This is a genomic window from Rhizobium sp. RSm-3 (assembly GCF_001854685.1).
GTDB classification, from domain to species: Bacteria; Pseudomonadota; Alphaproteobacteria; order Rhizobiales; family Rhizobiaceae; genus Rhizobium; species Rhizobium ecuadorense.
In genome coordinates this window covers 149165-175908 of sequence record NZ_MAWZ01000058.1, presented here as the reverse complement: position 1 = coordinate 175908, position 26744 = coordinate 149165, and the positions used below count along the sequence as shown (strand labels likewise).

Annotated in this window: 30 protein-coding genes; 22 read left to right on the top strand and 8 right to left on the bottom strand. The window is 62.2% G+C overall.

The features are described 5' to 3' along the window. Positions 1-248: 248 nt before the first annotated feature. The 7 genes from BBJ66_RS29560 to BBJ66_RS29530 all read left to right on the top strand — a co-directional run bounded on the left by BBJ66_RS29560 (position 249) and on the right by BBJ66_RS29530 (position 6245). Positions 249-680, top strand: coding sequence for an acetyl-CoA carboxylase biotin carboxyl carrier protein (locus BBJ66_RS29560; RefSeq protein WP_071092418.1), 432 nt, complete (start codon positions 249-251; stop codon positions 678-680). Further along, a complete protein-coding gene (gene accC / locus BBJ66_RS29555; RefSeq protein ID WP_071092413.1) occupies positions 680-2074 on the top strand; it encodes an acetyl-CoA carboxylase biotin carboxylase subunit in 1395 nt (464 codons plus the stop codon). The genes BBJ66_RS29560 and accC overlap by 1 nt, the downstream gene beginning before the upstream one ends. Next, complete coding sequence (locus BBJ66_RS29550; RefSeq protein WP_071092410.1) at positions 2071-2496, top strand: acetyl-CoA carboxylase biotin carboxyl carrier protein; 426 nt, start codon at positions 2071-2073, stop codon at positions 2494-2496. The genes accC and BBJ66_RS29550 overlap by 4 nt, the downstream gene beginning before the upstream one ends. Beyond that, entirely contained in the window at positions 2493-3200 is a 708-nt protein-coding gene (gene pxpB / locus BBJ66_RS29545; RefSeq protein ID WP_071092408.1) for a 5-oxoprolinase subunit PxpB, read from the top strand. Before BBJ66_RS29550 ends, pxpB begins: the two co-directional genes overlap by 4 nt. After that, positions 3197-4192, top strand: a complete 996-nt coding sequence (locus tag BBJ66_RS29540; RefSeq protein ID WP_071092405.1) for a biotin-dependent carboxyltransferase family protein — start codon at positions 3197-3199, stop codon at positions 4190-4192. Before pxpB ends, BBJ66_RS29540 begins: the two co-directional genes overlap by 4 nt. 21 nt (positions 4193-4213) lie before the next feature. Further along, a complete protein-coding gene (locus tag BBJ66_RS29535; protein ID WP_071092402.1) occupies positions 4214-4981 on the top strand; it encodes a 5-oxoprolinase subunit PxpA in 768 nt (255 codons plus the stop codon). Positions 4982-5042: 61 nt separating this feature from the next. Continuing rightward, a complete protein-coding gene (locus tag BBJ66_RS29530) occupies positions 5043-6245 on the top strand; it encodes a pyridoxal phosphate-dependent aminotransferase (RefSeq protein ID WP_071092714.1) in 1203 nt (400 codons plus the stop codon). A gap of 91 nt (positions 6246-6336) precedes the next feature. On the opposite strand, the gene BBJ66_RS29525 is transcribed toward BBJ66_RS29530, so the two are convergent. The 5 genes from BBJ66_RS29525 to nac form a co-directional block, all read right to left on the bottom strand. Next, positions 6337-7023, bottom strand: a complete 687-nt coding sequence (locus tag BBJ66_RS29525; protein ID WP_071092399.1) for a GNAT family N-acetyltransferase — start codon at positions 7021-7023, stop codon at positions 6337-6339. A gap of 43 nt (positions 7024-7066) precedes the next feature. Next, a complete protein-coding gene (locus BBJ66_RS29520) occupies positions 7067-7459 on the bottom strand; it encodes a cupin domain-containing protein (RefSeq protein ID WP_071092396.1) in 393 nt (130 codons plus the stop codon). A gap of 78 nt (positions 7460-7537) precedes the next feature. Continuing rightward, a complete protein-coding gene (locus BBJ66_RS33870; protein WP_161492686.1) occupies positions 7538-7858 on the bottom strand; it encodes a helix-turn-helix transcriptional regulator in 321 nt (106 codons plus the stop codon). 120 nt (positions 7859-7978) lie between these two features. After that, positions 7979-8329 (bottom strand): AraC family ligand binding domain-containing protein, encoded by a 351-nt coding sequence (locus BBJ66_RS29515; RefSeq protein WP_071092393.1) that lies wholly within the window; start codon positions 8327-8329, stop codon positions 7979-7981. Positions 8330-8830: 501 nt separating this feature from the next. Beyond that, positions 8831-9736, bottom strand: a complete 906-nt coding sequence (nac, locus tag BBJ66_RS29510) for a nitrogen assimilation transcriptional regulator NAC (protein WP_042954472.1) — start codon at positions 9734-9736, stop codon at positions 8831-8833. Positions 9737-9968: 232 nt separating this feature from the next. On the opposite strand from nac, the gene BBJ66_RS29505 reads away from it, so the two are divergent. The 6 genes from BBJ66_RS29505 (at position 9969) to BBJ66_RS29480 (ending at position 14590) form a co-directional block, all read left to right on the top strand. Next, entirely contained in the window at positions 9969-10742 is a 774-nt protein-coding gene (locus BBJ66_RS29505) for an SDR family oxidoreductase (protein ID WP_071092390.1), read from the top strand. Beyond that, positions 10739-11446, top strand: a complete 708-nt coding sequence (locus BBJ66_RS29500) for an amino acid ABC transporter permease (protein WP_071092388.1) — start codon at positions 10739-10741, stop codon at positions 11444-11446. The genes BBJ66_RS29505 and BBJ66_RS29500 overlap by 4 nt, the downstream gene beginning before the upstream one ends. Further along, positions 11443-12198, top strand: a complete 756-nt coding sequence (locus tag BBJ66_RS29495) for an amino acid ABC transporter permease (protein ID WP_071092385.1) — start codon at positions 11443-11445, stop codon at positions 12196-12198. The genes BBJ66_RS29500 and BBJ66_RS29495 overlap by 4 nt, the downstream gene beginning before the upstream one ends. Beyond that, a complete protein-coding gene (locus BBJ66_RS29490) occupies positions 12195-12959 on the top strand; it encodes an amino acid ABC transporter ATP-binding protein (RefSeq protein WP_071092382.1) in 765 nt (254 codons plus the stop codon). Before BBJ66_RS29495 ends, BBJ66_RS29490 begins: the two co-directional genes overlap by 4 nt. Positions 12960-12990: 31 nt before the next feature. Further along, on the top strand, positions 12991-13827 hold the full coding sequence (locus BBJ66_RS29485; protein ID WP_071092378.1) for an ABC transporter substrate-binding protein: 837 nt from the start codon (positions 12991-12993) through the stop codon (positions 13825-13827). Between the two features lie 88 nt (positions 13828-13915). Then, a complete protein-coding gene (locus BBJ66_RS29480; RefSeq protein ID WP_071092376.1) occupies positions 13916-14590 on the top strand; it encodes a 4-carboxy-4-hydroxy-2-oxoadipate aldolase/oxaloacetate decarboxylase in 675 nt (224 codons plus the stop codon). A gap of 59 nt (positions 14591-14649) precedes the next feature. Here BBJ66_RS29480 and BBJ66_RS29475 read toward each other — a convergent pair whose 3' ends face one another. Continuing rightward, entirely contained in the window at positions 14650-15684 is a 1035-nt protein-coding gene (locus BBJ66_RS29475) for a LacI family DNA-binding transcriptional regulator (protein ID WP_071092373.1), read from the bottom strand. A gap of 160 nt (positions 15685-15844) precedes the next feature. Between BBJ66_RS29475 and BBJ66_RS29470 the strand changes: the two genes are divergently transcribed. The 9 genes from BBJ66_RS29470 (at position 15845) to BBJ66_RS29430 (ending at position 25362) form a co-directional block, all read left to right on the top strand. Beyond that, the gene (locus tag BBJ66_RS29470) at positions 15845-16819 is read left to right on the top strand and encodes a sugar ABC transporter substrate-binding protein (protein ID WP_071092370.1); all 975 of its coding nucleotides are present in this window, start codon (positions 15845-15847) and stop codon (positions 16817-16819) included. 106 nt (positions 16820-16925) lie between these two features. Further along, positions 16926-17972, top strand: coding sequence for an ABC transporter permease (locus BBJ66_RS29465; protein ID WP_071092367.1), 1047 nt, complete (start codon positions 16926-16928; stop codon positions 17970-17972). Between the two features lie 10 nt (positions 17973-17982). Continuing rightward, positions 17983-18981 (top strand): ABC transporter permease, encoded by a 999-nt coding sequence (locus tag BBJ66_RS29460; RefSeq protein WP_071092365.1) that lies wholly within the window; start codon positions 17983-17985, stop codon positions 18979-18981. A 9-nt stretch (positions 18982-18990) separates the two neighbouring features. Beyond that, positions 18991-19812 carry an ATP-binding cassette domain-containing protein gene (locus BBJ66_RS29455; protein WP_071092362.1) on the top strand — a complete coding sequence of 274 codons (822 nt, stop codon included), beginning with the start codon at positions 18991-18993 and terminating at the stop codon, positions 19810-19812. 107 nt (positions 19813-19919) lie between these two features. Beyond that, a complete protein-coding gene (locus BBJ66_RS29450; RefSeq protein ID WP_071092359.1) occupies positions 19920-20825 on the top strand; it encodes a sugar phosphate isomerase/epimerase family protein in 906 nt (301 codons plus the stop codon). Next, entirely contained in the window at positions 20822-21847 is a 1026-nt protein-coding gene (locus BBJ66_RS29445; RefSeq protein WP_071092356.1) for a Gfo/Idh/MocA family oxidoreductase, read from the top strand. Before BBJ66_RS29450 ends, BBJ66_RS29445 begins: the two co-directional genes overlap by 4 nt. Positions 21848-21878: 31 nt before the next feature. Then, entirely contained in the window at positions 21879-23051 is a 1173-nt protein-coding gene (locus BBJ66_RS29440) for a Gfo/Idh/MocA family protein (protein WP_071092353.1), read from the top strand. Between the two features lie 80 nt (positions 23052-23131). Next, the gene (locus tag BBJ66_RS29435; protein ID WP_071092349.1) at positions 23132-24073 is read left to right on the top strand and encodes a sugar phosphate isomerase/epimerase family protein; all 942 of its coding nucleotides are present in this window, start codon (positions 23132-23134) and stop codon (positions 24071-24073) included. 104 nt (positions 24074-24177) lie between these two features. Continuing rightward, positions 24178-25362 carry a hypothetical protein gene (locus BBJ66_RS29430; RefSeq protein WP_071092346.1) on the top strand — a complete coding sequence of 395 codons (1185 nt, stop codon included), beginning with the start codon at positions 24178-24180 and terminating at the stop codon, positions 25360-25362. Here BBJ66_RS29430 and BBJ66_RS29425 read toward each other — a convergent pair. Together BBJ66_RS29425 and BBJ66_RS29420 are read right to left on the bottom strand one after the other, a co-directional pair. Further along, a complete protein-coding gene (locus BBJ66_RS29425; protein ID WP_071092343.1) occupies positions 25359-26372 on the bottom strand; it encodes a succinylglutamate desuccinylase/aspartoacylase family protein in 1014 nt (337 codons plus the stop codon). The genes BBJ66_RS29430 and BBJ66_RS29425 overlap by 4 nt on opposite strands. Before the next feature lie 20 nt (positions 26373-26392). Beyond that, on the bottom strand, positions 26393-26737 hold the full coding sequence (locus BBJ66_RS29420) for a RidA family protein (protein ID WP_071092339.1): 345 nt from the start codon (positions 26735-26737) through the stop codon (positions 26393-26395). Positions 26738-26744: the final 7 nt, after the last annotated feature.

Genomic DNA, 26744 nt, shown 5'->3' with positions numbered 1-26744 from the left:
TAGCACCGCCGGCCGGCAGAACAAGCTCCGCACGAGCAATGAGATCGAAAATGACTTTCGACTTGTTGCGGCCACCGTCGTGGGAAATTCGCGCGCGCTCGGCGTCACGCCCGTAGGGCGCGGATTGCGCTCCATCAAAACTTCGTCTGACCCCATCAGTCGACGCATCGTGCTACGAAAAATGACGACACCGGGCGACGTCAAACTTCAGGTCTGCGCGGTGGAATTCTGAAATTCCGAGCACGCATATGGACCTCTCGAAGATCAAGACGCTGATCGACTTTGTCGGACGATCGAATATTACCGAGCTGACCGTGACGGAAAAGGACGTGACGGTTCGGATTTTCCGCACGTCGCCGGGAGAGGCAGCTGTTGCCGAGCCTTCGCAAAAGCCGGAATCGACGATAGGCCTCGGCTCCGATGCGCCTTCGAGCACCGAGAAAACCTCCCATGCGGTGAAGGCGCCCGTCTTCGGCGTTCTGCACCGGGCGCCGGCGCCCGGCGAGCCGCCGTTCGTCGCGATCGGCGACGTGGTGGAGGAGGGGCAGACCCTTTTCATCATCGAGGCGATGAAGGTCTTCAACACGATCGCCGCGCCGCGGTCCGGGCGCGTCACGCACCTGACCGATATCGACAATGGCGAGGTCGAGACCGGCGACCTCTTGGCGGAGATCGCCTGATGCCGGAAAAGTTGGAACAATCCGCTGCCTCAGGACGCCGTTTCGATACGGTCCTCATCGCCAATCGCGGCGAGATCGCCGCCCGAGTTCAGCGCGCCTGCCGCGAACTCGGCCTGACGACGGTGGCCATCTGCTCCGAAGCGGACAGGCAAGCGCCATACATCAAGACGGCAGACCATTTTCTCTGCATCGGCCCGTCGGCTGCGGGCAGGAGCTATCTCAATCAGGATGCCATTCTTCTCGCCGCACGCCTGACCGGCGCCGGCGCCATCCATCCCGGTTACGGTTTTCTGTCGGAGAATGCCGCATTCGCCGACGCCGTCGAAAGGGCCGGACTGACCTTCATCGGTCCGACGGCATCATCGATCGCAACCATGGGCGACAAGATCGCGGCGAAGCGGGCGATGATGGTGGCCGGCGTCCCCTGCGTTCCCGGTCCCGATAGTGCACTGCCCGACGACCCTGAAGCAATCGAGCGCATCGCGCTGGAGATCGGCTATCCCGTCATCGTCAAGGCGTCCGGCGGTGGCGGCGGCCGCGGCATGCGCGTCGTCCCGAAAGCCGATCAGCTGCATGAAGCGATCGCGCTGACCCGGGAAGAGGCGCGCAAGGCCTTCGGCTCGCCCGCCCTCTACATGGAGAAATTCCTCGAGCATCCGCGCCATATCGAGATCCAGGTTCTTTGCGACGACCACGGCAATGCCGTGTGGCTGGGCCATCGGGATTGCTCGATGCAGCGCCGCCATCAGAAAGTGGTAGAGGAGGCGCCGGCGCCCGGGATCGCGCCTGAGATCATCCAGCCGGTCGGCATGGCTTGCGTGCAGGCCTGCCGCCAGATCGGCTACCGCGGCGTCGGCACCTTCGAATTCCTTTATGAGGACCGCGCTTTCTATTTCATCGAGATGAACACGCGGCTTCAGGTCGAACATCCCGTCACCGAACTGACGAGCGGAATCGATATCGTCCAGGCGCAGATAAAAGCGGCCCTGGGCGAGATTCTAGATCTTGCCCAGGGCGATGTCACCTGCGAGGGCCACTCTTTCGAATGCCGCATCAACGCCGAGGATCCCGACACCTTCCTGCCGTCGGCCGGCGTCGTCACTCATCTGACTTTGCCGCAGGGGCCGGGCATCCGGGTCGATACGCATATTCATCCCGGCTACAGGGTCTCGCCCTATTACGACTCGCTGATCGCCAAGCTGATCGTCCACGCACCGACGCGGGCCAAAGCAATGGCCAGAATGTGCGAAGCGCTTGCCGGCACCGAGATCGAGGGCATCGCCACCAATATCCCCTTCCTGCGCGCCCTGTTCGAGGACCACGCATTCGCGCGCGGTGAGACCGATATCCACTATCTCGAGCACTGGCTGAAGCTGCGGAGGGCGGCGGCATGAACGCCATCGACTTCAGCGATCCCACAACCATTGCATTTCTCACCGACGCGCTGACGGCCGCCGGCGTGGAGGGCCTCGAAATCTCCCGGCCGGACGGGCAGATTCGCATCGTCATTTCAGGGGAGGGCAGCGCCCGGATCGGTTCGAGCGAAGCCACACCCCGCGCTTCGGGTTCCGCACCTGAAGTCGTGAAGGCGCCGGTGGCGGGGCATTTCTGCGCCGAACATCCGGCCGCCGCCGTCACGCCGCAAGCTCTGCCACGCTCGGTATCCGATGCCGATATTCTCGGCTTCATCAGGGTAGGGCATGTGCTGCTTCCCCTTCGCGCCGGCCATTCCGGGGCCTTGACCAGGCTGCTCGCCGAGCCCGGCGCCCTGATCGGCTTCGGTGACCCTCTGTTCGAAATCGAGCTGCCATCATGATCGCCACGACGAACAGACATGCCTCGCAACGCGAAATCGTTCCGGCCACCCAAAGCCGGGCGCGGGTTTCCTCGATCGGGGCCAGATCCTTCCTGCTCGAGGCACCGGGCGATTTCGATCTCATCGCGCAGCGGCGAATCTGGGCCCTGTCTCAGACGGTCAGACGCTGGGCGGACCTTGCCGAAAATATTCCCGGGATGACCAACCTGCTGGTGATCTTCAAGGAGACGCCCGAGGATCCCGATGCGGTGGTCGTCCGGCTGCTGGAGGCATGGGAGCATGCGCAGAGCATCGATCTCGACGGCAAGACCATCGAGATTCCCGTCCATTACGGCGGCGAACATGCGACCGATCTCCCCGCCCTTTGCGATCTCTCGGGCTTAAGCGACCGCGAGGTCGTCCGCATCCATCATGAAGCGACCTACCGGGTCTTCGCCTTGGGCAGCGCGCCCGGCTTCGGCTATCTGCATGGCCTCGATCCGCGCATCTACATGCCGCGAAAGACCGTGCCATCGCTGAAGATGCCGAAGGGCTGCGTGACGATCGGCGGCATGCAGACCGGCGTCGCCATGCTGACCGGCCCCAATGGCTGGAACTCCATCGGTTTTGCGACGCTTGAGATGTTTGACCCAACCGCGCCGACCCCTGCCATGATGGCGCCCGGAGATACGGTGCGGTTCCTGCCGGCAAGGATCGAGCTATGATCGAAATCTTGGAAACCGGGCCCTTCAACACGGTGCAGGATCTCGGACGCCCCGGCTATCGTGATATCGGCGTGTCGGCGAGCGGCGCGATGGATCCGCTCGCGGTCAGGATCGGCAATATTCTCGTCGGCAATGACGAAAATGCGGCCGTGATCGAGGTGCAGACTTTCCCGTTCAGCCTGCGTTTCGAGCAGCGCACCGTCTTTGCTGTGACCGGCGCCGACGGTCATCCTCGTCTCGACGGATCGGAACTCATTTCCTGGTGCGCCTATACGGCAGAGCCGGGTCAGCTTCTCCAGTTGCAGCAGCCCCTACGGCTGGCGCGCGCCTATATTTCGGTCGGAGGCGGGCTGGATATTCCTGTCGTCATGGGGTCTCGAAGCACGTCGCTGCGCGGCGGCTTCGGGGGCAATGCCGGCCGGCCGCTGGCGAAGGGCGATCGGATCGCGGTCGGCGAGGACTCGGAGATTGACATGCTGCCGGCCACGGGCCTCGCCGTCATCGAGCCGGCTGTGGCACTGCACGAGGTCTTCCCGGCGCCCGTCGATGGCGTCCTGCCGATCCGCGCCCTGCCTGCCGGCGAGCATGGTCTTTTCGCCGGAGACGGCGAAGCCTTCTGGAGCCAGATCTGGCGAATTTCCTCGCGCAGCGACCGCACGGGCTATCGTCTGTCCGGCGAGCCGATCACGCCGACCGCCGCCCTCGAGATGCGCTCCCACGGCGTCGTGCCCGGCGTGATCCAGGTTCCGCCCGGCGGCGAACCGATCGTGCAGATGAGCGATGCGAACACCGCCGGCGGATATCCGAAGGTCGCCGGCGTGATCGAGTGCGACCTCTGGCGGCTCGGCCAGGCCCGCACCGGTGCTCGTCTGAAATTCATCCGCGCGACGCATGCGCAAGCGCGCGCGGTTGAACAGGCCGTCGCCCGCTATGTCGACGATGTCAGGCAGACATGCGGGATGGTCAAGCGCGCCCTGAAGGCAATGGCCTAAGGGAGGCGAAAGGAGGAACTGATGAAGATCGATCTGAATTCCGACATGGGCGAAGGATTTGGTCCCTACCGGCTGTGCGACGACGAAGCGATGATGAAAATCGTCTCCTCGGCCAATATCGCCTGCGGCTTCCACGGCGGCGACCCCGATACGATGGGGCGCATGGTGCGGCTGGCAAAGCAGAATGGCGTCGGCATCGGCGCCCATCCCGGCCTGCCCGACCGGCTGGGCTTCGGCCGGCGCGAAATACCCTTCCAGGCGGACGAGCTTCGCCAGCAGATGCTCTACCAGCTCGGTGCGTTGATGGCGATCGCCAGCGCCGAGCGCGTCGCCGTCTCCCATATCAGCTTCCATGCGGCGATGGGCAACATGGTCAACCGCGATCCTCTGCTGGCCGACCTGATGATGGATGCGATTGCCACCGTCGACGCCAATCTCGTCGTCTTCGTCACGTCAGGCAGCGAGATCGAGCAGGCGGCGAAACGTGCCCGCCTGAAGACACTGGCGCTTTTCCTTGCGGACCGGGCCTATGACGCCGGCGGCAGGCTTGTCGCGCGCGGGCTGCCCGGGGCCGTCATCAAGGACGAAGCCGCCGTGCGCGCCCGTGTGCGAAAATTCCTCGTCGACGGAAGTGTCGAGACGATCGACGGCGCCGTGATCGCCATGCCGGCGCGTTCCATTCTCGTCCACAGCGACACGCCCGGCGCCCTGGAGCTTGCCGGCATCGTGCGCAGCGAGATCGAAGCCACGGGCGCGACACTCGCTCCCGCCGCCGAACTCGCCGACTGATAGAATCCCGATCGCCCGCGGGCGGTCTCTCACCTCAATCCCTCATCGAAGGACCATGTCGATGTCCGTCATCGCAGATCGTCTGAAAAACGTCTCCATATCCGCCTCCGCCGCCATGACTCAACGCGCCCGGGAATTGGCCGCCAAGGGGATCAAGGTCGTCAGCCTCTCCTCCGGCGAACCGGATTTCCCGACTCCGGCACACGCAATCGAGGCGGCTCACGCCGCAGCGCTGGCGGGGGATACGAAATATCCGCCGATGGATGGTACGCCGGCGCTGAAGGCCGCCATCATCCGGAAATTCAAGCGCGACAACAATCTCGACTACGATGCCAGTCAGATCGTCGTCTCGGGCGGCGGCAAACAGGTGATCTTCAACGCCATGCTGGCGACCTGCAATCCGGGCGACGAGGTCGTCATCCCGACGCCTTCCTGGGTGAGCTATGCCGACATCGTCAAATTCGCCAGCGGCGTCCCGGTCGCCGTCCCCTGCCACGAACAGACCGGCTTCAAGCTGCGTCCGGAGGATCTGGAGGCGGCGATCACGCCGCGCACCAAATGGCTCTTCCTGAATTTTCCGAACAATCCGACCGGAGCAGCCTGCTCCCGGGCGGAGATGGCCGCCATTGCCGAGGTCATGCTGCGCCATCCCAATGTCTGGATCATGACCGACGACATCTACGAACACCTGGTCTATGACGACTTCCAGTTCTGCACGATGGCGGAAGTCGAGCCGAGACTGTACGACCGCGTCCTGACGATGAACGGTGTCTCGAAGGCCTATGCGATGACCGGCTGGCGGCTCGGTTTCTGCGCCGGCCCGAAAGAGCTGATCTCCGCCGTCAGCAACGTCAACGGCCAGAATGGCGGCGGCATCGCGACGCTGACCCAGGCCGCCGCGACCGCAGCGCTTGACGGGCCTCAGGACCTGCTGAAGGAGAGGGCGGCGATCTACAAGACGCGACGCGACTTCGTCCTCGACAAATTGTCTGATGTGGAAGGGCTGCGCTGCCATCGGCCCGAGGGCGCCTTCTACATCTATCCCAATATTTCTGGGCTGATCGGCAAAACCAGCAAGGGCGGGCGAAAGATCGAGACCGACGTCGACTTCGTCATGGGCCTGGTGGAGGAACATCACGTCGCGACGGTGCAAGGCGCGGCTTACGGAATGAGCCCCTTCTTCCGCATTTCCTACGCGACGAGCATGGAAAAACTCGGCGAAGGCTGCGCGCGCATCGCCCAGTTCTGCAAGGACATGCGTTGAGCGGCAACGCGCTTTGAGTCTGAATTCAGATCTAAAGCCAAGAAATGGAGCATGATGGCATCACGACACGAGAGAACATCCCACGCGATCGTTAGGTGCCGACTTCTCGACGCAATTCCTCAAGCTTACGCTTCTGCTGGCCGTCAGCGTAAAAATTCTCAGCCGCGAGCCATGCCTCGTATGCAGGTTTGAGGGCGACCCAATCCTTGTCGATCATGGCAAACCAAGCGGTATCGCGGTTCAATCCTTTGACTATCAAATGTTGGCGGAACAGGCCTTCGTATTGGAAGCCAAATCGCAGAGCCGCCCGTTTGGAAGGCAGGTTATCGTTGTTGCATTTCCATTCAAAGCGCCGATAGCCCAGGTCATCAAACAGATAGCGGGCGAACAAGTAGAGTGCTTCTGTCGCCGCCGGTTTGCGCGAGATCATCGGCCCCCAGTAGATGTTGCCAATCTCGGCCACTCCGTTCGGAGCATCAATGCGCATGAAGGTTTGGCGACCGGCGACCTTGCCTGATGCCTTGTCTATTACCGCATAGAACAACGGATCTTCACTCGCCGCCGATTTTTCCACCCATGTACGGAACACATCCCTGTCGGTCGGCGGCACATCGGGCAGCCAACGGAAACGTTCGTCACCATCAGGCTGGACAGAGGCGTCGAAAAGACCATGGGTGTGGGTTTCGGGGTCGAGCTTTTCCAGCCCAACGAAACGGCCCTCCAACGCCTGAACATCGGGTCGCGGACGCGGTGTCCATTGTAGCATATTTTCGGCCATTTCAGGCTCCTTTGTTTGGTGTTATCTTCTTGGATTGCTTAGGTTATGCTTCGGGGGTATCGACGTTTTCCAGTGTCTCGCCCTTTCCGACCCGAACGAAGATGTAGTGCACGTTGTCCCCACCTTCGAGAATTTGGCAACGATGGATCGCGCGGCGCGGGAAATAGGCATAGTCCCCTACGCCAAGTTCAAATGATTTCTTGCCGCCCACGCCGTAATCAACACGGATACGGCCCGACAGCATGTACATCACGCTGTCGAAATCCCTGTGGTGGTGCCACTGGCTAGGTTGATCAAGGGCGGTGACATGGCACTCGCCGATCCAAAGGTCCCCCGCCACCAGCGCCTTGCGACGGTTTTGACCCGGCGTGATCGGCCCCTCCTCAAGTTCGTCCGCCCGGACGATACCGATATCTCCAAACAGTCCGATGCTCATTTGTGTCTCCTTCCTGAGTACAGGCGCATTATGCACAGGACAGTAGAAACTAAACGGCCATCCTTTGTTGTGAAACGGTCAAACGTCGGGCGTTTCAGCGCTCGAGCTCGGGCGAAGATGCAAGGTGCGAGCTTGTCCGGGTGTGAAGCCGAACGTGCGCCGGAAGGCGACGCCGAACGCAGATTGGCTACTGAAGCCCACTGCATCCGCAACGAGGGGAATGTCCCCGTGCGTCATCAGCAGCACGAAGGCCGCGTTCAGTCTTGCCTGTAACCGCCATTGCCCAAAACTAATGCCGGTTTCGCGATGGAACAGCCGTGCCAATGTCCGACTGGAGGCGCCACAGGTTTCGGCCCAATCCTCAAGTGATCGTGGATCGCCGGGGTTTGCGATGATCACTTGCGCAACCCGTGACAATCGGTGATCGCGGGGCAAGGGCAAGCGCGTCAGCAAGGTCCTGGCACGGTTGATTTCGTCAAGGATGAGCGCGACGATATGAGGCGTACGCCCTCCCAGTTCCTAGTCGACCGGCTCATCGCAGATCGCAACGATCAATTCCCGAAGAAGCGGGCTGACGGCCATGACCCGAGCTTCGTTGGCAGCGGCCTGCGCGATGTCTTGGTCCATGAACAGTTCACGCATCGCCACTTTACCTTCCATGGCGATAGAATGCTGCTCGCCTGCGGGCAACAGCAGGGCTTTCGTTGGGGGAAGGACGAATAGGGCATCCTCGGTTTCTATCCGCATCACACCGGTTATGCCGTAGACGAGTTGCGCTCTTGGGTGACTGTGCATCCCGGATACGAACCCATCAGGATAATCCATGGCATAGCCAACAGCGATCCGCTCCGCCGCCTCATACTTTGCCATAAGCGCCTGTCGCTCTGGCGACAAGAATACATATCCCGACTGCATTGGGACAGCGTAGAGGCGATTATGGGCTGAAACAAGCTGCTGCCGTGTTACACCGGCGTCCAAATAGTCGACGCTGACAAAACAGGCTCACTCAGCACGGCTAATGGCTTTGCATTTGATATCTCGGCCCGTGCGTCCCGCGACGCGGTATCCGAGGCTCGCCTGGGAATCGCTGTTGGTTCGGGCGCGCTTACGCGACAAATAGTGCACAGGTGGCATGAGCGGCATCCTGGAGATCACTTCGAAGAACCCTCGGCCTGATATCCATAAGGTAGATTCATCCGCCGATGGCTTTGGTTGGCCATCCGATCCTGATGCATTCGACGAATTGCCGTATCCACTGCTAGGCAGGCATAGATTCCGCATCCGTCCTCAAAAGCCGGACAGATTCGCCACTTTCGTGCCGTGACGCCATGATGTCGTCCGAAAACCGCTCACACTTTTCGCCATCGTGCTCTAGCTTTTTAGCCGCGCCGTCAGCTCGAGAAGGATGTCGCGGACGGCAAGGGCCGGTTCCGACAGCGGGTTCTGGTCGGACACGCACAGCGACAGGGTTTCCTCGATCCGTGGCGAGACGAGCCGGCAGATCAGCGGCTCGCTCGATTCCGAGACGATGCGATCGGCAATCGCCTTCGGCATGATCGTCGCGCCGAGGCCGCTGCCGACTGCGCGGGCGAGCGTGCGCACGATTTCGACTTCCGCCACGACCTTCAAATTGGTGCGCGTGCGGGTGAAGGCAGTGTCGACCGCACGCCGGACGAAATTATAGGCGGGCGGCAGCAGCAGCGGTATTCCGTCGAGTGCGTTCACCGGAACGGGTTTTGCATCCGCTTCGATGGCAAAGTCGCGGTGGGCGACCAGGAAAAACTCTTCGCTGAGGATCGGTTCGAAGCGCACGCCCTTGATCGGCCCGGTTCCATGCAGAAGCGCCATCTCCAGCCTGCCGTTCATGATCATCTGGCTGTAGGTCTGGCCGACGCTTTCTGTCAGGTGCAACAGGATGCCGGGATGCCGTTTCCGCGTTTCCGCCAGGAGATCGACGGAGAGCGTCGCAGCACTGCTGAACGGCACGAGGCCGACCGAGACGCGCCCGGCAAGCGAATTGCCGGCGGCGGACGCATCGGCCTGCGCCTGCTCCATTTGCCGAAGGATAATCTGCGCATGACGATAAACCGCGTGTCCGGCATCGGTCATGCTGACGCCCTGCTGGCTGCGGATCAGCAGCTTGTGGCCGAAATGCTCTTCCAGCGCCGCAAGCTGCTGGCTCAGAGCCGGCTGGGCGATATGCAAAAGATCCGCCGCTCGCGTGATGCTGCCGCTGTCGACGATCACGATGAAAGATTTGAGGCGTCTGATGTCCATGGGGATCGGGGTACCATTCTGATCTGCGGATGGCATGTTTGCAGAGGCGCATTGCTTTTGCAACGCGACGCGGCCCGAAGCGAGGCCGCCAGAGAATACCGGCATCGCCGCTTTCTCTTCTTCGGCAGGCCGCACCGGCTCCATAACCGTTGCTTATTGCTCCAGAGATAATCGGTCTTAGGCAAGGGGTTAAAGCTTCGCTACTGTTTCAATCAACCACAAGGGAACGACAATGCCATTCTCCGACTACAAGACTGCATTGGTGACCGGCGCCTCCTCCGGGATCGGCGCAGCCGTGGTTGAGCGGCTCCGCCGGGAGAATATCGAGGTCCATGCCGTTGCGCGCAGCGCCCAGGCGCTGCAGCAGCTGGCCGAGCGCACGGGCTGTGTCGCCCACACCATCGATGTGACCGACCGCCAGGCGATCGCCGAGCTGGCGGGCCGGGTGGAATTCGACATTCTCGTCAACAATGCCGGCGTCGACCGGCCGAAGAAGTTCCTGGAAGCCGACGAGAGTGATATCGATCTGCTCGTCAACGTTAATCTCCGGGCAGTATTGCACATCTGCCGCCTGGTCGTGCCGGGCATGGTGGCGCGCGACCGCGGCCATGTCATCAACATCTCGTCGATCGCCGGCGCCTATAATTTCGGCGGCAACTCCTCCTATCACGCCACCAAGGCAGGCGTGAGCATGCTGTCGAACCAACTGCGCATCGACGCTTTCGGCAAACGGGTGCGGGTGACGGAAATCTGCCCCGGCCGGGTGGCCACCGATATCTTCAATCACGTGCACGGCGATGATCCCAGCATCCGTGAACGGTTCATCGACGGTTTCGAATTGCCTGAAGCGACCGATATCGCCGACGCGATCGCTTTCGCCATATCGGCTCCCGTTGCCGTCAACATCGGGCATATGGAGATCACACCGACACTGCAGGTCATGGGCGGCCTGCAGACGGCAAGGCCGCAGCCGAAGACGGATCCATCCGGGGAGCCAAATCCGTGAGTGGGTTCGACCTTTCGGCAATCCTGGGAAATCCCGAATATGCCGCCATGCTGCTGCATGGCATCGAGATGACCTTCATCATCTATGCCGGGTCCTGGTCGCTGGCGATGGCGCTCGCGCTTCTGCTGCTGGCTGTGCGCCTGTCGCCCTTTCGCTTCGGCGATCCGTTGGTCGCCGCTTACGTATCCTACCATCGCAACGTCCCCACCCTGGTGCAGTTGATGCTGTGGTATTTCGGGATTTTCACCTTGATGCCGAACGGGGTGGCGACCTGGCTCGCAAGCCACAATGCCGAGGCGATCTTCGCGGTGATCGGGCTCGGGCTCTGCCAGGCAGCCTATTTCAGCGAAGACCTTCGTTCGGGCGTGCGCTCGGTCGGACCCGGCCAGATGGAGGCAGCCCGGGCGCTGGGCCACGGTTACGTCTCGGCGATGCGGTTCGTCATCATGCCGCAGGGCGTGCGCAACGCGCTGCCGCCGCTCATCAATCACAGTGTCTCGCTGTTCAAGAACAGCAGCCTCGCCGTCGTCATCGGCGCGTCGGAACTGACGCATGCCGTCAAGGAAATCGAAAACCTCAGCTTCCGCACCTTCGAGATCTACCTGATCGGCACCGTTATCTACCTTTTCTTCTCGCTCGTGATCATGAGCATCGGCGCCTATCTGTCGATGCGCGCGGATCCTGCCAGGAGTGCGCGCGCATGATCCAGGACATGATCGCCATCGTCCGCGACTACTGGCTGCTGCTCCTGATCGGCCAATATCCGAACGGGCCGCTCGGCGGGCTCGCCAATACGCTGATCCTATCGGCGCTGAGCATCGCTCTCGCCTTTCCGGTCAGCATCCTGTTTGCAATGGCGCGGCTCTCGAAGTCGCCGCTGCTGCGCTGGCCGGTCACTGCCCTTGTCTATTTCACCCGCGGCGTGCCTCTGTTGATGCTCATCCTGTGGAGCTATTTCCTGGTTCCGCTACTGACCGGCGCCGACGTGCCGAGCTTCGTCACCATGCTGACGACACTCGTGGTGTATCAGAGCGCGTTTTTGAGCGAAGTCGTCCGAGCCGGCATCGTCGCGCTCGGACCGGGCCAGATGGATGCGGCCCGCGCGCTTGGCCACGGCTATATCGGCGCGATGCGCTTCATCATCCTGCCACAGGCGCTCTACAACATGATCCCGAGCATCCTTTCCACCTTCGTCTCGACGATCAAGGACACCACGCTCGGCTATGTGATCAACGTGCCGGACCTGACCTTTGCCGCAAGCCAGGTCAACAATCAGCTCCTGACGCAGCCCTTCCAGGTCTTCCTCATCCTGGCGATCGTCTACTTCGCCATCTGCTGGACGCTGACCTACTTCGCAAATCGCCTCGAGCGGCGCATCACGCGGCGGCGTGCGGGTCTTCTCAACATCCCCGCCGCCGTGGTCACGCCGTCGAAAATCGTATCGGAGCAGCTATGACCATGTCCGTTTCAACGCAGGACTCGCACACGATCCGGCTTTCACGGGTCTGCAAGAGCTACGGCGACTATCCGGTTCTGAAGGACATCGATGCGCAGGTGGCGCGCGGCGAAGTCGTGGTCATCTGCGGACCGTCCGGTTCGGGAAAATCGACGCTGATCCGTACGATCAACCGGCTTGAGGAGATCAACAGCGGATCGATCACGCTCGACGGGCAAGATATTCATGCCTCGATGCGGGCAAAGGCGCTCAACGCGATGCGCAGCCGGATCGGCTTCGTATTTCAGAACTTCAACCTGTTTCCGCATCTCTCGGTCGCCGAAAACGTATCGATGTCACCGATCCGGGTGAAGGGCGTGGCGCCCGATATCGCGCGTGAAAAGGCTCTCAAGCTCCTCGACCGGGTCGGCCTTGCCGACAAGGCCCGCGCCTATCCCGGTCAGTTGTCGGGCGGCCAGCAGCAGCGGGTGGCGATCGCCCGCGCGCTTGCCATGGAACCGCCGGTGATGCTGTTCGACGAGCCGACGAGCGCGCTCGATCCCGAGATGGTCGGCGAGGTGCTCGCCGTCATGAAGAGCCTGGCCTCCGAAGGCATGACCATGCTCTGCGTCACCCACGAAATGGGTTTCGCGCGCGATGTCGCCGACCGGATCTGGTTCATCGATGCCGGCCAGATCATCGAAACGGCGACCCCCGAGGAGTTCTTCAGCAATCCCACCCATCCCCGGGCTCAGCGTTTCCTCGCTGATCTCAGGCACTGATACCAATCACCAAAAACAAAGGAGAACAGCAATGAACTGGAAATACCTAAGCCTCACCGTCGCATTTGCCGGCATGACAGTCGCCTTGCCCGCAAAAGCCGATCAGCTCGACAACATCATGTCGGCCAAGACCTTGCGCTGCGCGACCTTCGCCGACGTTCCCCCTTTCGCCTCGCCCGATCCGAAGACCCGTGAAATGGCCGGTTTCGACGTCGATCTCTGCGGCGCCATCGCCAAGGAACTGGGCGTCAAGGCCGAGATCAAGCCGGTTTCGGTCGAGGCGCGTGTGCCCGAAGTCAAGCTCGGCCGCGTCGACATCACCGTTGCCAATCTTGCCTATACGCTGAGCCGTGCCGAGCAGATCCAGTTCAGCGATCCCTATTATCTCGCCAAGGAAATGCTGATCGTGCCGGCCGACGATGCCGGCAAGACGAAGGCGGATTATGCCGGCCAGCGCATCGCCTCGACCAAGGGTTCGACCTCGGAAATGTCGATCAAGCTCAACAAATCCGACCCGCTGACATTCCAGGATACCGCCTCGGCCTATCTCGCCGTTCAGCAGGGTAAGGCGCGCGGCATGGTCGCCAACACCATGACGACGACCAAGTTCGTCAATGAATCGAAGAGCAAGGGCAAGGAAATGCGGATGATCGAGGAGCCGATGCTCTACCAGCCGATCGGCATCGGCATGGCCAAGGATCAGCCGGCGCTGACCGCCAAGGTCAACGAAATCCTCCACAAGCTCGACGCCTCAGGTGAAATCAACAAGATCTGGGACAAGTGGCTCGGCCCGAACACCGAATACAAGATGACCCGCACCGACAAGGTCGTGCCGCTCTCCGAGCTGAAGTTCGAACCGATCCCGTAGACCGACAGGTCTCGGAACCTCCCGAAGACATTCAACCGAGATAAGACGGCGGGATTTGCCCGCCGTCTACCAACGATGTGAGGCACCCATGATTCATATAAAAGACATCGCTGAACGGCCCAGCAAAGCTGACATCGAGGCCGTTTCGAAATTTTCGCCGGCGACCATCCACGAAGCCCAGGGCCGCCGCGGCGCACTTTCCTCCCGCCTCAAGCCCGTCGACTACCGCATGAAACTCTGCGGTCCGGCCTTCACGGTCAAATGCGCGCCGCGCGACAACATCATGCTGCAGCTCGCCATCAACTATGCCAAGCCCGGCGATATCATCGTCGTCTCCGCCGGCGAATATGAAGAGGCCGGCTCCTTCGGCGACGTGCTTGCCAATGCCTGCCTTGCCAAGGGCATCGGCGGCCTGGTGACCGATACCGGCGTGCGCGACACACTGCAGCTCAGAGATCTCGGTTTCCCCGTCTTCTCGCTCAGCGTCTGCATCAAGGGCACGGTGAAGGAAACCATTGCCGCGGTGAACGACCCGATCATCGTCGGCGGCGAAACAATCAATCCCGGCGACATCATTGTCGGCGATGCCGACGGTCTGGTGGTCGTGCGCAGGCAGGAAGCCCAGGAAGCCGCTCGGCTGTCGCAGGCTCGCGAAGATGCCGAAGCCGGTTATATCGCCGCCTACAAGGCGGGCAAATCGGTCATCGAGGTCAGCAATCTGGCGCCGGTGCTGAAAGCCAAGGGCCTTGTCGTCGACATCTGAGACGATAGCGATCGCCTTATTCTCAATTCTCAGCCCGCGCCGGCTTTCCGGTCGCGGGCTCAGATATTCTCAGGCGTCACGATTTCGAAGGTAATGGTCCGCTGAATCGTGCCGCCCGACGCACCCTGCGTGATCGTTTCGATCATCGTCTCGACCAGCGCCGCGGACGTCTGTTCCAGCGGATGACAGAGAGCCGCGGTAATCATCCCCTCTGACAGGCCTTTTCGCGTCTCCGGGCCAATGTCCCGGCAAACGAGGCGGATGCTTCGACGCCGCTCCTGCGGCACTTCCCTCAGCGCCCGCAAGACCCCGGAGATGCCGCCGCCGACAATCAGGATGCCGGTGAGGTCATCCGTCGTCGCCAACAATTCCTTGACCATCCGGTAGGCCTCATTCGGCTCCTCGTGCGTGGGGCGGCTGTCCTCGATGGTCAGATGCGGCGCATGTTCGCGCACATAGGAGCGGAAGCTCGCATCGGAGACGTCCTGACATTGGTAACGATGGTTGCCGATGAAGACGGCAATGCGCCCCGGCCCATGGGTCATGTTCGAGATCAGCCATGCCGCCGTTCGCCCCATTTTCCAATTGTCGGCCCCGACGTAAGCCGCCCGTTCGCGGGCGGATTGGTCGGTAATATAGGCGATGACCGGCTTGCCCTTCTCGTGCAGCTCGCGGATGGCCTGGGCAATCACCGGGTGATCGGCGGCGACCACGGCGACGGCGTCGCAGTTTGCGCCGAGCGCCTTAAGCCGGCCGGCAATATTCTCCGGCGTCAGGAGATCGACGAAATCGACCACCGGGTCGATGACCTCATCGCGCCTGGCGCGGCATGCCTCGACGATTTTCTTGCCGAAGAGCTGATAGAGCTCGCGGCTGGATTGCTGCAGCAGAAAGCCAAGCCGGTATTTCGGCGCCGACTTGCGCAGCCGGTCCTCGATCGCGCCGGCGCCGTAAAAGCCGATCCGCTCCGCCGCGGCCTGGACGCGCTGCACCGTCGTGCCTTTGACGGAGGCGGTGCCGGCCAGAATCCGGTTGACGGTGGCAATGGAGACATCGGCCTCCTTGGCAAGATCGGAGATGGTCGGCCGCCGCATGATTATTCCCCTCCATTGTCAGAGCGATCGTATCATTATGATTGATACTCTGTGATACTTTATGCATGTTTAGTATGATTTCACATTTCGAGAATTTCAAGCAGTGATATGTTTCTCTTCACGGTCACGCCAGGGAGGCGGGCCAAGGGAGGAGATTGAGATGACTAAATTTCGCCGCTTCGCGGCAACCGTGTCGGCCGCCGCCGTCGTGACCTGCACTGCCACCGCCGTTATGGCCGCCAACATCTTCGTCGTGGGCGGCAAGCCGGACGATCCGTTCTGGTCGATCGTCAAGCGTGGCGCCGAGGATGCCGGCAAGGTCGCGGAAGCCCAGGGCGGCAAGGTCGTCTGGCTTGGCCCGCAGAACTACGACAATCTCGGCGTCGATGCGGCGGAACTGATACGTCAGGCCATCGACCAGGGCGCCGATGCGATCGTCGGCCCGGACTGGGTGCCGGAAGCGATGGACCCCGCTTTCAAAGCGGTGGTCGACAAGAAAATTCCGCTAGTCATCTATAATGCCGGCGGCATCGAAGCCGCCGATCGCCTCGGTGCGATGAATTATGTCGGCTCCAACGACTATCTCTCAGGCAAGGCCGCTGGCACCTACTTCGCCAAGCATGATCTGAAGAACGCCGTCTGCCTCAACACGCTGCCCGGTGCAGCCAACATCGAAGCGTTCTGCAAAGGCATGACCGATGGCGTGACGGAAGGCGGCGGCACCGGTTCGTCGCTGCCGCTGCCGGCAACCTCGTTCGGCTCGGCGACTGCGGTGGCGCAGGCCCTCAAGGCGCATCTTCTGCAGCATCCGGAGATCAAAGCGGTTTTCGCGATCGGCAACGTCGACACCAATTCCGCGGTCAACGGCGTGACGCAGGCCGGCAAGCAGGGACAGGTCAAGGTCTGCGGCATGAACATGGATGAAACCGTCCTGAACAACATCAAGAGCGGCAGCCAGCTTTGCGCGATCGACCAGCAGGGTTACCTGCAGGGCTACCTGGCGGTCTCGATCCTGAACGGCAATGCCAATTATGGCCTGACCGTGCCGACGCGGGAGATCCTGACCGGCCCCGGCGTTATCGACGCTTCCAACGTCGACACCACCCTGGCAGGCGTGAAGGCCGGCGCCCGGTAAGGGATCGGCCCAACGTGGTGAAGCTGCCTGCCCCTCACGCGGGCAGCTTCCACTCTTTCAGAAGCGCCGACCGTTACCGGTCACGCGGCTTTATTGGTGGTGTCAAATGAACGCGAGAAACGATGTCCTCGCCCCGTCGGCTGCTTCGGGCGGCCATGCCAAAGCGACTATCGGTCAGCTTTCGCGGCGCCCCGAAGCGGGGTCGCTGCTGGGCTTGATTGCGGTGTTCGTCTTCTTCGCCCTGCTGGGCGGAAAGGTCTTCCTGTCCGCTGCCGGCTATGCGAGCTGGCTGAATGTCGCGGCCGAGATCGGCATCGTCGCGCTGCCGATCGGGCTCCTGATGATCGCAGGCGAAATGGACCTCTCGATCGGCGCGGTGATCCCGGCATCATCGCTGACGGTGGCGATCGTTTCCGGCCATTACGGCCTTCCCGAAATCGTCGGGATTTCCGCCGGTCTCGGCGTCGGGCTCCTCGTCGGATTTTTCAACGGCTACCTCGTCAACCGCACGCGCGTCCCGTCCTTGATCGTCACCATCGGTTCGATGTTCGGCGTCATGGGGCTGACGCTGGGCTTCACCGTGCTGATCGCCGGCAGCACCGGCGTATCGCTGGTGCCAAGCGCGACCGTCAAGGCGATCCTCGGCGATTTCATCGGCGGCATGTTTCAGGTGACGATCTTCTGGTGGATGCTGTTTGCGGCAGCGTTCTTCTGCCTGCTGCACATCTCGCCCGTCGGCAACTGGATCTTCGCTCTCGGCGGCGACAAGGTCTCGGCCCGCAACGCCGGCATTCCGACGGAAAAGCTCACCATCGCGCTCTATATGCTGTCGGGCTTTTCCGCCGCCTTCGTCGGCGTCAGCCAGGTGCTCGTCTATCAAAGCGCGCAGGTGCTCGGCGGGCAATCCTTCATCTTCAATTCGATCATGTGCGTGGTCATCGGCGGCGTGCTGCTGACCGGAGGCGCCGGATCGGTGGTGGGCATCGTCTTCGGCACGCTCACCTTCGCGATCGTCAATCAGGGCATTTATTTCACCGGCATAGACCCGAACCTCGGCAGCGTCATCATCGGGGCGCTCCTGCTGCTCGCCGTGATGATGAACGACAAGTTCCGGCTGATGGCGATGTCCTATGCCACGAAAAAGAAGAAGTGAGGGCGGGGAGATGAACGGCTTTTCCATAGGACACTTTGTACGCCGGCCGGAATTCGGCGCCGTGTTGAGCTTCGTTGCGGTGATCGCCTTCTATGTCGCCTTCGGGGGCGTCAGCCTCGCTGCGCTGTTCGGTGCGGCAAGCTGGGTCAATTTCGCCGCCAATCTCGGTATCGTCGCCCTGCCTGTCGGCCTTCTGATGATATCAGGCGAACTCGATATCTCGATCGGCGCGATGATCCCGGCAGGCTCGATGACGATCGCCATTCTCTCGGGCTATTACGAACTGCCGATCGTCATCGGCATGCTCGGCGTGCTCGCCATCGGCATTGTCGTGGGGCTGATCAATGGTTTGCTGGCGGTGCGCACCAGCGTGCCCTCGCTGATCATCACACTCGGCACACTGGTTGCGGTGCAGGGGCTCGTGCTTGCCGGATCGGTCATCCTGACCGGTGCCGCTTCGGTTCCGCTCAATGCTCCGGCCTGGGCCAAGACGGTGTTCGGCGACCTCATCCAGGGCAAGTTCCAGGTGATCATCCTGTGGTGGCTGGCGCTGACGGTGGTCTTTGGCTTCGTGCTGCACGCAACGCGCTACGGCAACTGGATCGTCGCCATGGGCGGCGACGAGGTCAGCGCCCGCAATGCGGGCATCCCGACCGACCGGCTGAGGATCGTCCTCTTCATTCTCTCGAGCACATCAGCCTCTTTCGTCGGGATGTGCGGCGCCATCCTGTTCAATTCCGCGCAGGTCTCGGGCGGCATGAACTATATCTTCAATACGATCGTCTCGATCGTGGTGGGCGGCGTGCTGCTCACCGGCGGCTTCGGTTCGGTCGCCGGGATCTCTCTCGGCGCACTGACCTTCGCCGTCGTCAGCCAGGGCATCTACTTCACCGACATCGACCGCAACTGGTCCAACCTGATTATCGGCGTGATGCTGATGGCCGCCGTTCTGATGAACAACACGTTCCGGCAGATGGCCTTGAGCTTCGTGCCGAAGAAAAAGAAGTGAGCGTCAACCATGTCCGACAATATTCCGATCCTTGAACTGCAAAATGTCGACAAGAGCTTCGGCCCGATCGACGTGCTGCACGACATCTCGCTCAAGGTCCGCGCCGGCGAGGTGCTCTGCCTGCTCGGCGACAACGGCGCCGGCAAATCGACGCTGATCAAGACGCTCGCCGGGGTCCACAAACCGACGCGCGGCACCATCCTGATGGATGGCAATCCGGTCGAATTCAGCGGGCCGCGCGATGCGCAGGAGAAGGGCATCTCGGCGGTGCATCAGTTCGGCGGCACATTCCCGCTGATGTCGATCGGCCGATCCTTCTTCGTCGGCGTCGAACCGACCAAGGGCTGGGGTCCGTTCAAGGTCTATGACCGCAGGAAGGCCAACGAGATTGCCGTCAAGGCCGTCCAGGATTTCGGCATCACCCGGATCGACGATGGCGATCGTCTCGTCGGCGGGCTGTCGGGCGGCGAGCGCCAGTCGCTCGCCATTGCCCGGGCCGTGCATTTCGGCGCGCGCGTGCTGATCCTCGACGAACCGACGGCCGCTCTTGGCGTCAAGCAGGCCGCACACGTGCTGCGGATCGTCAACGAGGCGAAGCGGCGGGGCCTGGCGGTGGTCTTCATCACCCACCAGGTCATGCATGCGATGGCGGTGGGCGATCACTTTGCCGTTCTCATTCGCGGGGCGATCGCCGCCGATTTCCGCCGGGGCGAGAAGGCTCGCGAGGAGATTACCGACTTGATGGCCGGCGGGGAAACCATGGCGGGCCTCGAAGCTCAAATCGATACTTACATGGCAAGCCATGAGGGACACCCGCCGCCGGCCGAGTAACCGCTGACGGCACAGCAAACGACACAGCGCAAAGCACACAACATCCGGCAGCGGCAGAAAGACCGCCGCCGGGGAAGGAAAATCATGTCTGGAATCCGGAGGTCAAAATGAAAATCGCAATCGACCCCTTCATGCATCGGCATCTCTCGCTCGAGGAATTGCCTGGGAAGGTGAAGGAACTCGGCTACGACTGGATCGAACTCTCGCCGCGCGGAGATTTCCTCGAATGGTTCAAGGCGCCGCGCGTCTTTCCCGAGCGGATCAAATCATTGAAGCGCGCGCTGAAGCAGGCGGATGTCGGCATTGCCTCGCTGCTGCCGATGTACCGCTGGGCCTCCAACGACGAGACCGAGCGCCAGGCCGCCGTCAAGCACTGGAAGCGTGCCATCGAGATCGCGGTCGAGCTGGAAGTCGACACGATGAATTCCGAGTTCGGCCGTGGCCCGCACCCGGACAGGGGATCGTGCTATTGCTGCCACACCGGCTCGATGATCGAGGCCTGCGAGGATGCCTGGTGGCGGTCGATGGAGGAGCTGGTGCCGATCTTCGAGCGCGAGGGCATTCAGCTCAATGTCGAACCGCATCCGGAAGACTGGTGCGAAACACTGCAGCCGGCGCTCGACATCATCCGCACGGTCAATTCGAAGAGCGTCAAGTTCCTCTATTGCGCTCCGCACACCTTCTATTTCGGCGACGATACCAAGGCGATGCTGCGCGAAGCGAAGGACGTGCTGGCGCATGTCCATGTCGGCGACACGTTCAACCACAAGGCTTCGTCGGGCCTCAGATATATCCTCAACCCGCCCGGCACCAACGCCCGGGTGCACCAGCACCTCAATATCGGTCAAGGCGAGGTTCCCTGGGACGAGTTCTTCGGCACGCTGGCCGAGATCGGCTTCGACGGCATCATGACCGCCTGCGTCTTCGCCTGGGAGGACAAGGCGGATCAGAGCGGCACGTTCATGCGCGGGGAAATGCAGCGTTACATCGATAAGCACTGGGGGGCGAAATGACCCTTCAGGTTGGCGTCATCGGCACCGGCATGATCGGTCAGGATCATATCCGCCGCCTGACGAACGTCGTTTCCGGAGTCGAAATCGTCGGTGTGACCGATATCGACCAGGCCCGCGCTGCCGCGACCGCCCCCGCGGGTGCGGAGGTATTCGCCACCCCCTCGGCGCTGATCTCTTCGGAAAAGGTACAAGCCGTGATCATCTGCTCCTGGGGGCCGGCTCATGAGGAACAACTGCTCGCCTCTATCGCCGCCGGCAAGCCGGTCTTCTGCGAAAAGCCCCTGGTGACCTCGGAGGCGGCTGCACTCCGCGTGATGGAGGCCGAAGCGGCCTTCGGCCGGCGGCTCGTGCAGGTGGGCTTCATGCGTCGTTTCGATGCCGATTACCGCCGCCTGAAGGCGGTAATCGACGGCGGCAAGCTTGGCGCGCCCCTGCTCTTCCACTCCGTGCATCGCAATGCCTCGGTTCCCGCAGAGCTCTACACCTCCGAGATGCCGCTGAACGACACGCTGGTGCATGATGCGGATATCTCCCGCTGGCTCCTGTCGGATGAAGTCACCGGGGTGGAGGTGCGTGTGCCGCGCCGGTCCTCGCGCGGCGGCGCGTTGCGCGATCCGGTGTTCGTCCTCCTGCACATGGCCTCGGGCGCGCTTGTCGATGTCGAGATCTCGGTGAACATCGCCTATGGCTACGACATCCGCGGCGAGATCAGCTGCGAGGCGGGTGTCGCTGCACTTCCGAACCGCCCGGCAACCGTGATCTCGGATTCGAGCGGCATTCGTCAGGCGATCCCCGAGGATTGGCGCGAACGCTTTATCGAGGCTTACGACCAGGAATTCCGTGAATGGATCATCGCCGCCTCCAAGGGCACGGCCGGCGGCCCTTCCAGCTGGGATGGTTACGCGGCCGCGCTGGTGGCCGATGCCGCTCTCAGAGCCGTGTCCAGCGGCGGTCTCGAACCCGTCAACATGATACCGAAACCCAAGCTTTACGCAGCGCCGACCGCCATGGCGGCGGAATGACGCGGCAGGCCTTTTCAGGAGCAATGATCAGATGATCAACGGAGAAAGATCCATCGAGCGCCCCTTACGTTGGGGCATGGTCGGCGGCGGCCGCACCGGGCAGGTGGGCTACAAACATAGAACCGGCGCCCAGCGGGACGGCACCTACAGGCTCGTCTGCGGAGCCTTCGACCTCGACGCCGAGCGAGGACGCGACTTCGGCACGAAAATCGGCGTCGCAGCCGACCGCTGCTACGGCGACTACAAGGAGTTGATCGCCAAGGAAGCCGGACGCGAGGACGGCGTCGAGGTCGTCTCGATCGCCACGCCGAATTTCACCCATTACGAGATCACCAAGGCGTGCCTGGAAGCCGGCCTGCATGTGATCTGCGAAAAACCGCTGTTCTTCACCGTCGCCGAATGCGACGAGGTGGCGAAGCTCGCCGAAGAGAAGGGCCTGATCGTCGGCGTCACCTATGGCTTCACCGGCCATCCGCTGGTTCATCAGATGGCGGCGATGGTCAGGAAGGGCATGCTCGGCGAGATCCGCATCGTCGACATGCAATATACCCACGGCTTCAATGCGGGCGATGATGTCGGCGCCGGCGAAGCGGTGAAATGGCGCACCAATCCGAAGACGGCCGGCCCGACCTTCGTTCTCGGCGATATCGGCACCCACCTCTACTACCTCTCCGAAGTGGTGCTGCCGCATCTGAAGATCGAAAAGCTGCTCTGCGACCGCAAGGCCTTCATTCCGACCCGCGCGCCGCTTGAAGACCATGCAACCGTTCTCATGCATTACGACAACGGCGCCCGCGGCCGTCTCTGGGTGTCGTCGGTCAATGCCGGCAACATGGGTTCGCAGCGCTACCGTTTCGTCGGCTCCAAGGCCTCGATCGAATGGTCGGATGCCCATCCCGACCAGCTGATCTATGAAGTGCAGGGCGAACCGAACCGCACCCTGCATCACGGCATGCCCTATCTCGAAGAGGAAAGCCTGGCGGCCGACCGCATGGGCGCACTGCATACCGAGGGCCTCGGCGACAGCTGGGCGAACATCTACCTCTGGATTGCCCAGGCGATCGATGCAAAACGCCGCGGCGACGAGGCCTTCCTCAAGGGGCACCACTATCCCGGCATCGAGGCCGGCACCGAAGGCGTGCGCTGGCTGGAAAATTGCGTTCGCTCGGCCGATGCGGGCGCGGCCTGGGTCGCATTCGAGTGATCAGTCCCGGGGGCGCGCCGGATCTCCTCCATCCTCCTCCCAGACGCGCTCCCCACCCCCTCTTTTAGAAAGACAATGATATGAAACTTTCGATCTGCACCGACGTCATGGGCAACCTTTCTTTCACCGACATGCTCGACAAATGCGTCAAACTCGGCGTCGAGGGCATCGAGATGACCGGCGGCGGCTGGTCGCGTGCGCCGCATTTCCGAGCCGACGAGCTGCTGGAAGACAAGGGACTCCTGAAAACCAAGCTCAAGGAAATCGAAGCCCGCGGCCTGGAAATCGCGGCGCTGAATTGCTCGGCAAATCCGCTCGATCCGGGCGAAATGGGCAAGCGCCACCGCAAGGAAATGGAGCAGACGATCCGTCTTGCCGGCGAAATCGGCGTCAAGACGATCGTCACCATGTCCGGCCTGCCGGAAGCCGCCCCCGGAGACAGCGTGCCCAACTGGCTCGTCTACACCAAGAGCTGGCCGGACGAGATGCCGGAACGCGATCGCTACCAGTGGGAAGATCGCGCCTTCCCGCTCTGGCACGATCTGGTGAAGCTCGCCAGCGAAGTCGGTGTCGAGAGATATGCACTGGAAAACTTCTCGGCCATGCTCGTCTGGAATCCGGAAACCCTGTTCCGTCTGCGCAACGAGGTCGGTCCGTCCGTCGGCATGAACCTCGATCCGAGCCATCTCTTCTGGAAGGGCGCCGATCCGATTGCTTCGGCACGGGCGCTGGGAACCGCAATCCATCATTGCCACGGCAAGGACACGCGTATCGAGCGGGTTCTTGCCGACATCAATGGTCTTCTGGAATTGAAGGACGTGACCGACGTCGCCAACCGCACATGGAATTACGTCGCCGTTGGCGCCGGCCATGACCTGCAGTGGTGGAAGGAATTCTTCTCGGTCGTCAGGATGGTCGGCTACAACGGTTGGGTCAGCCTCGAAATGGAGGACTTCACCATGTCGACCGAGGCCGGCATCCAATCCTCCATCGAGGCGCTGCAAGCAACGATCAGCCGTTGACGGGGCAGGGCGGCTTTCGCGCCGCCCTCCGCGTTCAAAGATCAGCCTGGACACTATTATGGACACATGTTCTATAAAGCGGACAGACTTGAGCGGAGCGCGCCATGCACCTTTCCATGTGGACTTACCCCTGGGATATCCAGGACCAGGGGCTCGATGCGATTGCCGCCGAGCTTCGCAACCGGGCAGGCCTCAGCACGATCAGCATGGCCACTTCCTATCATGCCGGCCGCTTTCTCCAGCCGCGCAGCCCGCAGCAGAAGGCTTATTTCCCCGAAGACGGGACAATTTACTTTCAACCGGATGAAAGTCTGTGGCGGGACCAACTGATCCGGCCGCTGATGGCCGGAAATGTGACCGAGCGCGGCGATATGCTGGAAGCGCTCGTCAAACAGCGTGACACGACGGGCCTCAAGGTCTCCTGCTGGACGGTCTGCCTTCACAACACCCGTCTCGGCATGCTGCATCCCGATCACGTGACGCAGAACGCCTTCGGCAATCCCAACTATTACAATCTTTGCCCCTCCAGCCCGGCGGCCCGTGACTATGCCGTCACCCTGGTCCGCGACATCACGGTGAACTACCGGCCGGATATGGTCGAGCTCGAAAGCCCGAACTTCATGGGCTTCGCGCATGAATATCATCACGAGAAAGACGGCGTCGGACTCAATGCCGAAGACGATTTCCTGCTATCGCTCTGCTTCTGCGCGCATTGCACCGCCCGCGCCGGGAAGGCCGGCATACCGGTCGAAGGCGCGCGCCGATCGGCCGCGCGTTTCATCGCGGAACTCTGTGAAAGGGCCGTGCCCGAACGGCAGTTCCCGGATTTCCCGGCAGCCGGCATCGATGCCTTCCGCGATCATCCCGATCTGCATGCCTATCTCTCATGGCGAGCCGAGCCGGTGACCAGCCTGATCGGCGAGATCAAGGCCGCGGCCGATCCGGCGACACGCATCGTGCTCATCGACCTGAAGGACGGCTGGCTCGGCGGCGTCGATCTGACCGCCGTCGGCAAGCTCTGCGACGGGGCGATCCTCTGCTGCTACGACATGACGCCGGCTGCTGTGGGCGATGTCATCCGCGCCGGCCGGGCGGCGATCGGACCGGAGAAATTCCTCGGCGTCGGCCTGCGCGTCTTCTGTCCCGAGGTCGGTGAAGCCGCGGTGCTGGCGGCACGCGCCAAGGCCGCCGTCGATGCCGGCGCTGACGGCGTGAACTTTTACAATTACGGCCTCATCCCGGCAAAACGTCTCGACTGGGTCAAGGCGGCGGTCGATAGGCTTCGCTAACCGGCAATCGGTTCGGCGACCTGGATCAGGCAATCGCCGGCCTGACTGTCGCAATGCAGCCGGTGGGAAATCACGATGCCGCCCTCGGCAAAGGGCAGCTCTTCCTCCGGCTGCTCCAGCCGTTCCAGATCATGATACCATCCGGCCAGATCGCCGGCCGAAACGGTGGCGCCAAGGGCTACGGCCGGCTCGAACCAGCCTCGGCGATCGGCATAGATGCCCTGGCTATGGCGGGAGAGCGAAAGAAGCTGTAACGGCCCCGGCTCGGCGAGGGGCGCGCGGGAGAGGACCGGACGCGCGACAATACCGAGCGTCACCAGCAGCCGGTCGATCGCCGCCGCCGTGAAGGCCATCGTCGCGGGCATCACGGTTCCGCCGCCGCCGAATTCGCCGGAAAGACCGATGGTTCCCGCCCTTGCCGCAGCCCCCATCGATGTCGGCGCCGCCGGTCCGTTATCGGCGATGAAGGCATGCGAGGCGCCGATCGCCCGCATCAGCGCGACCGACCGCTCGAAGCGGGTGGCATCGGCCTGCCGCTCGATCAGCGTGCAGGGTAGGTGCGCCATCGACGTCCCGCCCGAATGCAGGTCGAGCACCGCGTCATGGCGCGGGAAGAGGTCGTGTTCGAGGAAATGCGCCAGGCGCGCCGTCGGCGACCCCATGGGATCCCCGGGAAAGGCCCGGTTGAGGTTGCCGCCGTCGAAGGGCGAGCAGCGCTTCGCCGCCATCACCGCCGGCAGGTTCGCCATCGGCAGGATGGTGACGGCGCCGCGGATTTCGGCGACATCCAGCAGGCGCATTAACCGGCCGAGTTGGAGTTCGCCCTCATATTCGTCGCCATGGTTGCCGGCCATCAGCAGCAAAGACGGCCCCTCGCCATTCCTGAGGCGAAGGATCGGAATGCGGATCTGATAATAGGGCGAACGGTCGATCGAATAGGGAATGGCGAGATGACCGGCCTGCCGGCCTTCGCGCGAAAAGTCGATCGGGTTGACGAGGCCGCTGTGCATGGTCCCTCCAGTGCCGGCGGTTACAACGCCGCGACCGCGGTCATTTCGACGCGCAGATCGGGATCGGCGAGCCGCGCTTCCGTGCAGGCGCGCGCCGGCGGGTTTTCGATGTCGATCCAGCTGTCGTAAACGCCGTTCATCGCCTCGAAATCGGCAATCGCCGGCAGGAAGACGTCGACGGCGAGCAGGCGCGAGCGGTCCGTGCCGGCTTCCTTCAAAAGGGCATCGATTTTAGCGAGCACGTCGCGGGTCTGCTCCTCGATGCCGGCCTTGCGGTTTTCCGCGACCTGGCCGGCAATATAGACGAGGCCGCCATAGCTGACGGCCTGGCTCATTCGTGAGCCCTTCTGGTAACGCTGGATCATGCAGCTT